The 12,540-nt window shown below is 43.9% G+C and carries 18 protein-coding genes; 14 read left to right on the top strand and 4 right to left on the bottom strand.

What is annotated here, in order from left to right; genetic code table 11:
* Positions 1-386 precede the first annotated feature (386 nt).
* The 6 genes from LC586_RS37115 to LC586_RS37090 all read left to right on the top strand — a co-directional run bounded on the left by LC586_RS37115 (position 387) and on the right by LC586_RS37090 (position 3,848).
* Positions 387-857 (top strand): hypothetical protein, encoded by a 471-nt coding sequence (locus tag LC586_RS37115; RefSeq protein ID WP_229490647.1) that lies wholly within the window; start codon positions 387-389, stop codon positions 855-857.
* A gap of 137 nt (positions 858-994) precedes the next feature.
* Positions 995-1,363 (top strand): hypothetical protein, encoded by a 369-nt coding sequence (locus LC586_RS37110; protein ID WP_229490646.1) that lies wholly within the window; start codon positions 995-997, stop codon positions 1,361-1,363.
* A 198-nt stretch (positions 1,364-1,561) separates the two neighbouring features.
* Positions 1,562-1,783 carry a DNA cytosine methyltransferase gene (locus LC586_RS37105; protein WP_229490645.1) on the top strand — a complete coding sequence of 74 codons (222 nt, stop codon included), beginning with the start codon at positions 1,562-1,564 and terminating at the stop codon, positions 1,781-1,783.
* Between the two features lie 57 nt (positions 1,784-1,840).
* Positions 1,841-2,257 (top strand): HNH endonuclease signature motif containing protein, encoded by a 417-nt coding sequence (locus tag LC586_RS37100; RefSeq protein ID WP_229490643.1) that lies wholly within the window; start codon positions 1,841-1,843, stop codon positions 2,255-2,257.
* Between the two features lie 228 nt (positions 2,258-2,485).
* Positions 2,486-3,289, top strand: coding sequence for a DNA cytosine methyltransferase (locus LC586_RS37095; protein ID WP_229490641.1), 804 nt, complete (start codon positions 2,486-2,488; stop codon positions 3,287-3,289).
* Positions 3,267-3,848: a hypothetical protein gene (locus LC586_RS37090; RefSeq protein ID WP_229490639.1), complete on the top strand. Its 582-nt coding sequence runs from the start codon at positions 3,267-3,269 to the stop codon at positions 3,846-3,848. The genes LC586_RS37095 and LC586_RS37090 overlap by 23 nt, the downstream gene beginning before the upstream one ends.
* A 71-nt stretch (positions 3,849-3,919) precedes the next feature.
* On the opposite strand, the gene LC586_RS37085 is transcribed toward LC586_RS37090, so the two are convergent.
* Entirely contained in the window at positions 3,920-4,204 is a 285-nt protein-coding gene (locus LC586_RS37085; protein WP_229490638.1) for a TRADD-N-associated membrane domain-containing protein, read from the bottom strand.
* 167 nt (positions 4,205-4,371) lie between these two features.
* Here LC586_RS37085 and LC586_RS37080 point away from each other — a divergent pair, with 167 nt between their 5' ends.
* Positions 4,372-5,694, top strand: a complete 1,323-nt coding sequence (locus LC586_RS37080; protein ID WP_229490636.1) for a pentapeptide repeat-containing protein — start codon at positions 4,372-4,374, stop codon at positions 5,692-5,694.
* 142 nt (positions 5,695-5,836) lie between these two features.
* Positions 5,837-6,127, top strand: coding sequence for an HNH endonuclease (locus LC586_RS37075; protein WP_229490634.1), 291 nt, complete (start codon positions 5,837-5,839; stop codon positions 6,125-6,127).
* Positions 6,128-6,149: 22 nt separating this feature from the next.
* Here LC586_RS37075 and LC586_RS37070 read toward each other — a convergent pair whose 3' ends face one another.
* Positions 6,150-6,473, bottom strand: a complete 324-nt coding sequence (locus LC586_RS37070; RefSeq protein WP_229490633.1) for a hypothetical protein — start codon at positions 6,471-6,473, stop codon at positions 6,150-6,152.
* A gap of 377 nt (positions 6,474-6,850) precedes the next feature.
* Between LC586_RS37070 and LC586_RS37065 the strand changes: the two genes are divergently transcribed.
* Positions 6,851-7,303 carry an Hsp20/alpha crystallin family protein gene (locus tag LC586_RS37065; protein WP_229490631.1) on the top strand — a complete coding sequence of 151 codons (453 nt, stop codon included), beginning with the start codon at positions 6,851-6,853 and terminating at the stop codon, positions 7,301-7,303.
* Positions 7,304-7,657: 354 nt separating this feature from the next.
* On the opposite strand, the gene LC586_RS37060 is transcribed toward LC586_RS37065, so the two are convergent.
* Complete coding sequence (locus LC586_RS37060) at positions 7,658-8,470, bottom strand: hypothetical protein (RefSeq protein WP_229490629.1); 813 nt, start codon at positions 8,468-8,470, stop codon at positions 7,658-7,660.
* Between the two features lie 495 nt (positions 8,471-8,965).
* On the opposite strand from LC586_RS37060, the gene LC586_RS37055 reads away from it, so the two are divergent.
* From LC586_RS37055 to LC586_RS37045, 3 genes are all read left to right on the top strand, one after another.
* Positions 8,966-9,184, top strand: coding sequence for a hypothetical protein (locus LC586_RS37055; RefSeq protein WP_229490627.1), 219 nt, complete (start codon positions 8,966-8,968; stop codon positions 9,182-9,184).
* A 19-nt stretch (positions 9,185-9,203) separates the two neighbouring features.
* Positions 9,204-9,416: a hypothetical protein gene (locus tag LC586_RS37050; RefSeq protein ID WP_229490624.1), complete on the top strand. Its 213-nt coding sequence runs from the start codon at positions 9,204-9,206 to the stop codon at positions 9,414-9,416.
* A gap of 202 nt (positions 9,417-9,618) precedes the next feature.
* Positions 9,619-9,816: a hypothetical protein gene (locus tag LC586_RS37045; RefSeq protein WP_229490622.1), complete on the top strand. Its 198-nt coding sequence runs from the start codon at positions 9,619-9,621 to the stop codon at positions 9,814-9,816.
* A gap of 117 nt (positions 9,817-9,933) precedes the next feature.
* Here LC586_RS37045 and LC586_RS37040 read toward each other — a convergent pair whose 3' ends face one another.
* On the bottom strand, positions 9,934-10,263 hold the full coding sequence (locus LC586_RS37040) for a hypothetical protein (protein WP_229490620.1): 330 nt from the start codon (positions 10,261-10,263) through the stop codon (positions 9,934-9,936).
* A gap of 305 nt (positions 10,264-10,568) precedes the next feature.
* On the opposite strand from LC586_RS37040, the gene LC586_RS37035 reads away from it, so the two are divergent.
* Positions 10,569-11,531 (top strand): fatty acid desaturase, encoded by a 963-nt coding sequence (locus LC586_RS37035; protein WP_229490618.1) that lies wholly within the window; start codon positions 10,569-10,571, stop codon positions 11,529-11,531.
* A gap of 186 nt (positions 11,532-11,717) precedes the next feature.
* Positions 11,718-12,437 (top strand): hypothetical protein, encoded by a 720-nt coding sequence (locus LC586_RS37030; RefSeq protein ID WP_229490617.1) that lies wholly within the window; start codon positions 11,718-11,720, stop codon positions 12,435-12,437.
* The last annotated feature ends 103 nt before the right edge of the window (positions 12,438-12,540 follow it).

The raw sequence follows: 12,540 nt of genomic DNA, 5'->3' as shown, positions 1-12,540 counted from the left end.
AATCAAAGTTTTATCACAAGAGTTAGAACAGTACCAAACTCTATGGCAGCCTTCTGAAACATTACCCAAATGGGATATTACTATTGTGCCTGTTTAACTGGTATTTTATTTTCTTGCAAGTCCCTTATCAGAATTCGATCTACCTTTAATTTTCTCTCTTAGCGAATCAGAGATTAAGGTTTGGTGCTGGCTGAGTGTTCACCTACCTTTCGATAACAGCAGGGAATTAGAGATTGATACCTCACAACTTGCTGAAGAGATTGGAATCAGTCGCCGCAGTGTTCAAAGAGCTTTAAAAGCCATCCAAGAAAATGAGGTTTTTGAGGTCGAATTCACTAAGGCCAAGGTGAAAAGGAAAGCGTCACAGATGTCGCCTAGCGTCACAGATGTCGCCGAAGCGTCACAGATGTCGCCGAAGCGTCACAGATGTCGCCGAAGCGTCACAGATGTCGCCGACACAACCTGAAACGCCTACTGTACAAGCGTTTGAAAACCCTAAGATCATTAAGACTTATTCAGACTTTAAAAAGACTCTCTCAGAAGGCGAGAGAGAGAATTTTATTGAATTTGCTAAGAAGAAGGCCGCACAGTTACCCAATCCCCCGCAACTCCCTCAGCGTTGGATAGAGAAGAACTTTGATGAACTGCGTAGTCAGTGGTACAAGTCAACTGGGCAAGTCTCCCCGGCGCAATCTTCAAAATGGGAAGCTGACCCCCGCCGTCAGGAGTGGCTAGATAAAATTCGCTCCCTTGGGTTCGCTGCGTTCATTTACGAAAGCAAAGATTTAGATAAGGAACGCAAGGAATTTTACGAGTGGGCAAACTCTAACAATTTAATTTGGGGGGATGAAACGTGAAACTACCTGAATTTTCCCCAGAACCTATAAGAGACGAAGACCAGCCCGGATATCAGAAAGAAATTTGGCAGCCTTCTTGGAGATGCTTTTGTTGTAGAGATTTGGGCATAGTCGATCCACACCTAGCGAGGCTGGTTATGCCTCAGTATAATTCGTCCCTTGATCGCAATCCAGTATGTCAAGCGCCAGGATGTAATGAGGGCGCTAATTGGCTGCATCTGAAAAGAAATATAGATATGAGATTTACAGCCGCGATTTGCCAGGAATTAGACCGGATTAACCGGGAACACTGGCGACAGGCAACACAGCAGCAGTTTGAGAGGTATAAAAAGCAACTTGATATTGCAACTGGTGCGATCGCTCAATCTCACAGTTTGGCAATTTCAAATCGCACCTCTAACGATGACCGAGAAGTGCAGCAGCGCAAGGCTGAAATTGAGGCTATCAGCCCCGAACAGTGGGGAGCAATGAATAAAGCTTACTTAGTAGGTAAAAAAGATGAGTAAAGTTTCCTCTAAGAAAATATGGGCTGTGGGCGATCGCTTTCAATCCAAGTGGGATAAAAGCGCTATCTGCACCCTAGTAAAAATCAGAGACAGTGGCAAAAAGCCCTACACCATTGAATGGGACAACAAGCGGAAAGTCCATTGTGATGAATCTTGGTTTGATGATATGAAATTCTTAGAGGAAAAAGAGGCGACAGAATGCAACTTACACACGCCAGTTTCTTCGCAGGAATTGGAGGGTTTGACCTCGGAATTGAAGCAGCCGGAGCATCAGACCTCATCAAAACTCAACTCTTCATCGAAAATAACCGCGACGCAAAACTCGTTCTCAGCTACAGATTTCCTGATATCTCCATCCACAGTGACATCAAAGACTATTACCCTAAATCAGGAGAATTCAAGCTGTACACAATTGGATGAGTACCATGACAATAGTTTAGGTACAATGTTATTAAACAATTGTCATGGTACAGAAGAATGGGAAGAAAAGCAGGGCAACCCCGCAGAGCTTACGACAAATGCCTTGATTCAGGACATTTCAACGCCAAGCCAGAACTTGCAGCAGCCTATTGGGAGCTTTACCAACAAGGATTCAGTACAACAGATATTGCCAAAGCTCACAGAGTCAGCAGAGGAGCAGTCCACACACTTCTTAAGTCACACGGGTACAGCCTCAAAGAAAAGAAGCAATTACCATTCATCATGTTCAACGGAGCTAAATATACCCTTAAGCCAATTGGGTACTATGCCCGAACCGATGGAGAGCGCGAGCTTCTTCACCGAGATATCTGGGAGTACCACAACGGACAAATCCTTGATGGATGGGACATCCACCATATTAACTCTGACAAGCAAGACAACCGAATTGAAAACCTTGAGTGTTTCTCCGCATGAGAACACACCAAACATCACAGCAGCGAGAAGGAGTATAAAGCCAAACCAATTAGGCGATCTGACACAGGAGAAGTTTACGAATCAGCAATATCTGCTGCCAAATTGCTTGGAGTTACAAAAAGCGCGAAATGCGCCACGGGGATACTCCCCGGTGGACACTTTCGCGCAATTTACACAGCCGTTAGAACAAACCGAAAATGTAACGGGACTAAATGGGAGTGGGTTTAAATGCTTACAATGCTTGACGTTTTTGCCGGAATTGGAGGGGCAACAATTGCCGGGGACAGTCTTGGCGTCAAAACAACCCAGTTCATTGAAATTAACCCCGATGCCCAGCAAGTCCTCAAGTATCACTTCCCCAACATTCCAATCCACGCCGACATCAGAAATTATCACCCCAAACCAGGAGAGCATAACATCCATTGGGTGTCATTTCCTTGCACCGGCACCAGCATTGCAGGCAACGGAACAGGACTTGACCACCCAGAATCAAAACTCTGGTTTGAAGCCTTGCGGTGCATTGCAGACGGTCGCCCCAACTTCATCATCATTGAAAATCCTACAGGACTTATCAACAGAGGATTACGAACAGTTCTTGGGGGACTCCGAATGGTTGGCTATGTCTGGGATGATCCGCAAATCATATCAGCTGCGGAACTCGGATCGCCCCAAGAAAGAGAAAGGCTTTTCATCGTTGCCTACACCAACAACGTATGCGAAAGGCTCAACGGGATGCAGACCAGCTGGGGCGACCAGATTGGAGCAGAAATTAAGGCCATATATAACCAAGGGCGACAAGTTAAACCCAGCAGTACCAGGGTGGATGATGGGGTTCCCCGTTGGCTGGGCGGAATATCCTTTGATGGATACTGGAGAAACAATATCAGTGCAGCTCCCATTTATCCCGGAGTACGCCACCACCTCAATAAACGACGAGATTGTAACGACCTCTACGCCCGGTCAGTCTGCCCCCTCCAAGCAGCGATCGCAATTAAGCGAGTCTGTTACCTTGCTAACCTCGCAGCAACTTAAACAATCAGATGTAAAAGTAGACCTTTATATCTGCAATTCCTCTTTAAATATTGGGAAAATTGTTGAGGTTTGGGAAACTTGTTTTACTGTTGATTGGAGCAGTGAAATTAAATGCTACTTCTGGGAACGAGATGATCGAGTTATCGATGAGTTAGCGATCGCACCCCAACACCTAATTGATAAATTCTTAGAGGAAAAGTTAGGGTGTGAAACAACACAAGAGAATTTCTTAGAGGAAAGTCAGCCGCAGCCGGAAGCTGTGCGGAAGCTAAAAGGCAGACAGCGCAAAGGATGCCTGTACAGATACATTGAAAATAAGAAGCTGAAAAATGGAAGCATCGCTTCTTACCCTCGTGTCATTGGACACAGACAGCTTGATGATCCTACTCATTGGCGCTGGGGTTTCAATTGGGAAGAAAAGATAGATGGCGAGTGGAAGGGGCGAAGTATTGGAAGTGTGCCATTAGGTGCGATCGCACTTATTCAATCAATGCAAAATGAGGGAGTGCTGCTAGAGGAAATTATTGGTTTTATTAAGAGAGCTAAAGCTAAGAAATAAATTCTTAGAGGATGAGGAGCGATCGCCTGTAAATGACCTGTAAATGAAGGGTGATCGCAATTAAATTTTATTTAAGTTTCATCATCTAACTCAGCTAAAATCTTATCGAGTCTGTCGTTAGTGTCTTTAGCAAGCTGAACGCATCGGACGCTTGCAGCCATTCCACCAGCCGCCGTGACTGTTCCTTCTGTAACTTTTCCTAAAAGTAGAAGTCCAGCACCTACAAGACCAATGCAGGCAGACAATGCAGTTGTAACTAATGCAAGATTGAAACTGTAACGCGCTTGTCTCAAGCGTTCCTGAGCAATGCTTAATTCTATTATTGAGTGAGAGTTAGGAGTTGGCTTGTTATTCATGGATTTTGCAGAGCATGTGGACTTCACACTTCTAATGTGGAGCAAAACCCTTGCAATACTGACTATACAATGATTTTGTTGTAACCAATTTGTGACTATTCTATGATTGCCCTATGCCCTAGTTGTGACTGCGTAAATAATCGCTTATAAAAAACTCTAGCCAACCTATGACAGACCCAAGCCTTGGCAGAAAAAAAAGGAAATTTACCATTATCGCCTCTCCAAAAGGTGTTGAAATAGCAGAAAAAGCTTTGCTGAGGCTAGGATTTGATTCAAAAAGCAACTTTGCAAAGTCTCGACTTTTGGCTCGCACTACAGTCACAAAATTTTTTCAATGTGAGCCTATTCAGCTTGATTCCTTTAAAAAGATATGTAAAGAACTGGAATTAAATTGGAGAGAAATTGCGGGAATAACAGAAGAAGAACAATCAGAGCAGTTAGAAAGAAACGATTGCAGTAGTTTCGATACTAATAAGGGGGTGGAGCCTGTGCAGACACTTCGCCGTCAAGTGACTGTAATAGATGAATCAAGTCAAGTAATTATAGTTGCTATCGTATTAGAAGGTGATATAAATTCAGTTCCAAATCATAAAATTCTCGAATCGATTTTACGAGAGTATTCAGGAAAAACCATCAAAATTCTTGATGTTCAAAAAGGCAGTATTAAATTATTCGTAGAGGGTTCTCAAGAGGATATCGAACGGCTTATATCTCTCATCGACTCAGGAGAACTAACAACAATTAGCGGTTTCCCTGTTAAAGATATTCAAGTTTTAAGCGAAAGTTCAGAGGAAGACGAAAGTAACGAATCTGATGATAAGTGGCATTTAGTGCAAGAGATTGCCAGTAAAGCAGTTAAAGGTCGAAAATTAAGCGATGCGGACTTGAGCAGTGCTGACTTAAGCAGTGCTGACCTAAGCGATGCGGACTTGAGCGATGCGGACTTGAGCAATGCCGACCTGAGCAATGCCGACCTGAACCGTGCCGACCTGAACCGTGCCGACCTGAGCAATGCCAACCTGAGCCGTGCCAACCTGAGAGGTGCCAACCTGAGAGGTGCCAACCTGAGAGGTGCCAACCTGAGAGGTGCTGACCTGAGAGGTGCCAACCTGAGCGATGCTGACCTGAGAGGTGCCAACCTGAGCCGTGCCGACCTGATTCGTGCCAACCTGATTCGTGCCAACCTGAGCGATGCTGACCTGAGAGGTGCCAACCTGATTTGTGCCAACCTGAGCGATGCTGACCTGAACCGTGCCAACCTGAGCGATGCCTACCTGAACCGTGCCGACCTGAACCGTGCCGACCTGATTTGTGCCAACCTGAGCGATGCTGACCTGAGCGATGCCGACCTGAGCGATGCCGACCTGAGCGGCGCTATTGTTGCGAATGCCTTGTTTGGAGGAAGTTTAGGTCTTACAGAGAATATGAAACGTGACCTAGAGCGGCGAGGTGCAATTTTTGGCGATCGCCCCCCAGTTCCAGTTTCTTAGAGGAAAAAGGGTGATCGCATACCACCAATTTCCTCTCTTGAAAAAGCACGCACGCGATGGCGTACCCGCCTACCGTAGGTGATCGCGTGCAGAATGTATTGAGTAATAGCTATCCTATTAGATAGGGTTTTAGCTTTAGCAGGTGTCTAACAACCAACAAGAGCAATGTGAACTGTGCCACAGAGAGATGGAACATTTAACTGTCCATCACTTAGTTCCGCGACAAAATACCAAACGCAAGAAACAAGATCCAGGCCTAACAGCAAATATCTGTTCTGCCTGCCATCGTCAGATTCATGCGTTGTTTGACAACAAGTTACTTGCTAGAGAATTCAATACTCTAGAAAAACTCAGTAATGAGCCGCAAATGCAAAAATTCTTGGTGTGGGTAAGAAAGCAAGAAAGAGGTAAACGAATTTCAGTTCATCGATAAATAATAAAGTGTTTTGAGAATATTACACAGCAATTTGCTCCCAGCTATAATTCTCCTCAAGAATATCTATTTCATCTTGAGATAGTATTTTAGGTTGCATTTTTTGCAAGTCGCGTAGCACGATTTTGACATCCTCAGCATTAAATTTATAGTACTCAGTTAAAGACCCAATGGGATGATTAAAGTCCCGATAGCGGTGTTTGAAATACAATTCAATATTTCCCCGATGCTCCCAAGTTCCTAATATTTTAATAGCAACACTTGGATAATAATTTAGTAAATCTACTTCTACTTTTGCTACTCGCTTTACAGTCTCCTTATCCCCCCATCTAGGGTGTTGACGCAATGAATAAGCCCCCAAAAACATGGAGCGTGTGATCGCACTCCCGTTTTCCTCTAAGAAAAAGCGTAGATACTTGCCCGCGATCGCATATCATGGCTGCGATTGGGTAGGGTGATCGTCTGACTGCATTATCCCCTTCAACAGCAGATTTATTAGTTGATTATTATTGATATTAATAGTTATGATTCTGGTTTACCGTACTAAGAAATTCGAGTAAACCGTAATCTTTTTTTAGGTCTAATTAAGTACGGTAATCATCATTCTATTAGGTGATGATAACCGAATTTACAGGAGTTTTAACCATACTTATTATGAATACATAAGCACAAAACCAAGTGCAAAAACAATTAAACAGAAGCTAATTAATGCGAGAAAGAGTTATGGCACTAGTTCGTTACAACCCCTGGCAAGAATTGAACGCTTTAGAACGCCAAATCAACAGCTTATTTGCAGATACCAGAGTACCATCTGCACGGTTTGACAGAGATTTTATCAGAGTTCCTGCGGCTGAACTACAAGAAACTGATGATGCGATTCTTCTATTACTAGAACTGCCAGGACTGTCAGCTAAAGACTTAGATATTCAAGTCACTGAAGATGCTGTTCACGTCTTCGGTGAGCGCAAGTCTGAAACTAAAACCGAAAACAATGGCACAACTAAGAGTGAATTCTACTACGGCAAGTTCCAACGTGTAATTCCTCTATCTGCTCGGATTCAAAATACCAATGTCACCGCAGATTATAAAGACGGCATTTTGAATCTGACACTGCCAAAAACCGAGCAAGAAAAGAACAAAGTTGTCAAAGTTAATCTGGAACAACCTGCTGCCTAATGGTTCTGATGAGACTACTCTACCGACAATAATTGATTGAGATAGCTAAAAGCCCAGTTATGAGATGACTGGGCTTTTTTGTATGCGATGTCTACGACGGGCTATGCCTACGCTTGTGGTTTCCTCGCTTGATTGGGTGGAGCGATCGCGTTTTCTCTGTGGATTTGGTTGGTTTGGTATACCAAATCTTTACTTATAGTCAAGTGTATTCTCCGCTACATTATCTTCTGTGGCAATAAAGGAGCGATGTCTGCGGCGGGCTATGCCTACGCGCTTGGATTTTCCTCGCTTGATTGGGTGGGGGCGATGCCTACGGTGGGCGGGTACGCCATCGCAACAGAGGAAAAGTTTAGGCTAACAGTTTGCGAAAATGCCCTGACTCGGCGTTAGTAAATTATCTGGATCGTAACGTCGCTTTGCACTTACCAGATTTCGCCAAACTGGATGAAAATGCTGCTGCCAATCCTTTTTGGAGAAGGGAATAGCATCTACGGAATATTTGTAACCACCCAAATCACGATTTTGCTCAAAGAGTCTACGATTATCATTGAGCATTTTTGTAATTACAGAATCATCTGGTGGTACTGCTGTTCGCAATATGGCAAACAGAAACACAACCTTCTCGTTCGGAACCCGAAAATTGGGTAGCCCGAAGCGTTTAGTTTTAACTGGATACAGCAGAATTGGCCCAAGACCAGTATCAGCTAGCGTTAAGGTGGCAGCGACTTCACCAACAAAACTGTTAACTGCACTACCTGGCACAAACAGGTTTAACCAAGGATGAGGATTAGACCAAACACCAATAGATTTGAGAAAAGCAACTGTAGGAGCTAAACGGTTGAGAAAATCAAATTTTGTTTTATCTTCTATTTGTTCTGTACCACGAGTATAATTTAAATCCGCAAGTAACAAATCGTTATTAGGTATGCTTGGAGGACTGTAAAAGCTAGCCGCTTCTAGCAGATAACGCCATCCACCAGCATTATTAGAAACTAACTGACCTTCTACATAGTTAAAGCGCTCATCATTGATGATTTCACATTGGTCATTAGTAAAGGTAGCTAAATCGTCATAATACAACTGAAACACACGGGCATTGGTGGTGGCGGGAATTAGCTTAACAGTTGCCTGTACGAAAACTGAGCGACGTGAAGTGTTTTGTCCCATAATTTTTACTTGGTAGTATAATCGTTGCTTTGCAAGTTTTCACACTGGTAGTTTTTAGTGTTTACTTAACTAAACTTGAATTGATATTCAGTGAAAAGTGTGATTTTATGGCACAGCCATAAATTAAAAAATATACAATCATTTCATGAAAAATACGGTTAAATACTGTTAAGTCAATTACTGAGTCAAAATCGCCCTCATAAAATACAAGCGAGTCAACGAAAGCAACGGGGAAGCGATCGCTCCAAGTAGTGAAAATCAGCAGATTGATTCAGTTGTTGTGAAGCGATTTTGAAGAGTCAGCGTAGGCGTAGCCCGCCGCAGGCATCGCATGAAAGCATCCACTGATTCAGTTGCTACTATGGGCAGATATACAGAAATCCTTATACCGAACCGGAATCATTCTATAAAGTTCTTGGAAGAAACATAAAGCACATCAAAAGCCCCTTCAGAGGGGCATTTTTATGGCGGAGGAACTACGCCAGGATATTCCCAATGTCACCTAAAAATCGCGATCGCACTTTCTTGCCCAAGCTAGGTATCGCACCTCAACAAATGGGAACTCTGGTAATAGTTGCGTTTCTCACCGTCATTACATTCTTAAGCTTCCTCAAACCCAAACCAGCCCAGCCAACTATTGATAGCTACGGACAACAAAGCTGCGGCGTAGAGCAACAGCAGATTCAATCGCTGATGGAATGGCTGGAGAGCTAGTCTGCTAAATGCGGGTTACTTGGGAAAAGCGCATATTATTTGGTACAACAGCGATCGCCCAGACTCCAGCCTAGAGCAGAAAGTTAAAAAAGTTGTGCGCTCTAGTGAGCCAATTTTTTTGTATCGTTGCGGTGGTAGGGTGTCGTCGCTGCCTACTGGGTATTACTGGCGGATGATGAACGAATACCCATCGATGCGAATTTATCAGTTAGAGGTTAAGGATGGGGAGTGATGGGGTTTTCAGTTCTGGCCCAAGTGGGAGCGATGCCGAACGCGAGTGCGTCTCGTAGAGAGGAAATCGGTAAAGGGGCGATCGCTCCCACGCCATTGCTGACTTTCCTCTAAGAAAATCGCTCACTCTTGCTTGGAACCATTCTTAGAGGAAACGTTGCACTCATGGAGCGTAGGCTTCAAGAAGCGCTGTTCCATCGCTTGTGACAAAGCAGTACACTTGCTATGCACCGAAAATCAAAGAGTGCGATGGCTCAAGCGCCCGCCGGAGGCATCGCCCTCAAGCCTTGGCGAGAAGAATTGAAGAACCAACGCACTATGTGCAACCATTTCAAGATTCCACTCCTTGGATACTAGGAATCGCACGCCTATCACTTCACCCTATACTTTTTAATAACTAACTGTTGATGCACTCTCCAAAAGAAGTTATATTGAAATTATTGAAATTTGATAATATTAACGCCCACTGTAGGCGATCGCCCAAAATTCGTATCCCCTCAATACTTCGGGGGAGGCAATTATTCTGGTTGCCACGACCAACCAAAGGGATTAAGAAAAGATTTTTCACGAATAATACTCGCAAGAGAGGGGATTCTTCCAGTCTCAGAAATCCGGTCACGCACATATTCAAAAAAGCTGATTCCCAACTTACGGGTAGTCGCAACCAGAGACATAAAAGTATCAATCGCTTTAGTACCCTCAGTAGTCTGAGTGGCATAACTGATATTGCGTCGCTGTACCATAGTCCTGGCTGCTAACTCAGCAGGATTATTATGCTTTTGTCTATTCAGGATGCTCACTGGCTCAAACTTTCTCGGTCTAATACAGTACGGCTGGCTTTGGTTCATATTTGCGATACTCCTCCTCAAGTGTCCCCTTTGTCAATACCCTGCCACCTGAATCCTTACGTTTTGAGACCCCTCTTATTTGCAGTTAATGTGGTTTCTGTTAGCGGCTTGTTTGCAGTTTCATGTCCCGATGTTTGCAGTTCGCTACACCTATTTAGCTCTTGGTTGTTAAATTCAACAATCAGTTAATCACTTCTTTAATAAACCAGAATAAACTACAATACAGTTCAGTTAAGGATTGTTTGTAGAGTGTAAACGTTGCATTGCAACGTCTCTACATAGGTTATCGGTCAGGCAAATTAATTATGTCTAATGGTGCAGTTACTCAATTAGAATTATTAAATCGTAAAGCTGCTGGGCAGCACAACCCCCATCAGATTCTCTCTGTACAGGATTTGAGTGCTTTAAGCGATCGCTCCAACTCGAAAGGGCTGCTTCAACTGGCTTTGCATCTAACTGTCATGGGATGCAGCGGCTATCTGTGGGCGACAAACTTGGGCAATTGGGCGTTAGCAATACCAGCACTAGCGATTTATGGTTTTAGTATTGCTTCTATGTTTGCACCTATGCATGAATGCGTTCACAGAACTGCATTCGCTGCTCATCCTTTAAATGATGCTATTGCTTGGTGTGCAGGTTTGCTCTCATTTTACAACAGCACATTCTTCCGTTACTATCATAAATGGCATCACCTTTATACTCGCGTTCCTGATAAAGACCCAGAATTAACTGACCCCAAACCAAGCAACTTTGCTAAATACTTATTAATAATTAGCGGTTTACCTTGGTGGTTAGGAAAAATTCGTGGGCATTTTCGGATTGCATTCGGTCAACTTGATGATTGCCCATTTATAAGAGAATCAGCACGTGCTGAAGTTATTCGCTCCACTCGACTGCAATTAGCCGTTTATACAGCTGCTTACGCTCTCTCAATTGCAGTAGGTCAGCCTTGGTTTATACTTTATTGGCTGCTGCCATTGATTGTCGGTCAGCCAATTCTGCGTTTTATTCTGCTAGCAGAACATACAGGTTGCACTCTTGATGCTAATCGGCTGACGAATACGCGCACAACACTAACCCTCTGGCCTGTGCGATTTTTTATGTGGAATATGCCGTTTCATGCAGAGCATCATTTATACCCATCAATTCCGTTCCACGCGCTGGCTGATGCTCATAAGCAGTTGAGTCCGCACTTTGCTCACATTGAACCAGGCTATATAAAAGTCAACAGGGATATTGTGACTAAATCGGGACAATCAGCAATATGACAAAATCCCCAAGTTTTCACTCGAAAAGAAAACTTTAGGCTTGAGTGTGGTGCAGTTCTATCCGAAGCGAGGTTAGTGTACCAAACTTACGGCGAACTTGCAGGCGATGTCACAGACAAGCCGCTCCGCGTCTACGCAGTAATGCCATTAGGTTCCATTTTGAATTTTTAATTGGAGCAAAGCGACTTGACTAACTCACTTTCTGAAATTGCCCGCGAAAAGAGTATCCGTTATTTTCTAATTTCATTCACCGATTTGTTTGGGGTGCAACGGGCAAAACTTGTGCCTGCTGCAAGCATTGATAGCATGGCAGCTAATGGTGCTTCCTTCGCGGGATTTGCGGCTTGGCTAGATATGACTCCAGCAGATCCAGATATTTTAGCGATACCCGAAAGAGCTAGTCTGTTTCAATTACCTTGGGAGGCTGAAGTTGCCTGGATGCCTGCGGATCTCTACACTATGAGTGGACAACCCATAGAACAAACCCCCAGACTTGTATTGAAGCGCGTCCTCAAACAAGCCTTGGAGTTAGGCTATAGCGTCCGCACAGGAGTAGAGTGTGAGTATTTTCTGCTTAATAGCGAAGGTAACAGTATATCTGATTTGCGCGATCGCCAAAGCAAACCCTGCTACGACCAACAAGCCCTGATGCGCCGCTATGAAGTAATTAGCGAAATCTGCGATGCCATGTTGACATTTGGTTGGGGTGCCTACCAAAACGACCATGAAGACGCAAACGGTCAGTTTGAGATGAATTGGATGTACGCCGATGCCCAAGTCACCGCAGATCGTCATACCTTCTTTAAATATATGGTCAAAACAATTGCCGAAAAGCACGGGTTGCGTGCTACCTTCATGCCCAAGCCTTTCCCCCATTTGACTGGTAAGGGACTTGCAAGAAAATAAAATACCAGTTAAACAGGCACAATAGTAATATCCCATTTGGGTAATGTTTCAGAAGGCTGCCATAGAGTTTGGTACTGTTCTAACTCTTGTGATAAAACTTTGA

It is taken from the genome of Nostoc favosum CHAB5714 (assembly GCF_020829495.1).
GTDB lineage: Bacteria > Cyanobacteriota > Cyanobacteriia > Cyanobacteriales > Nostocaceae > Nostoc > Nostoc favosum.
This window is presented reverse-complemented; position numbering and strand designations above follow the sequence as displayed.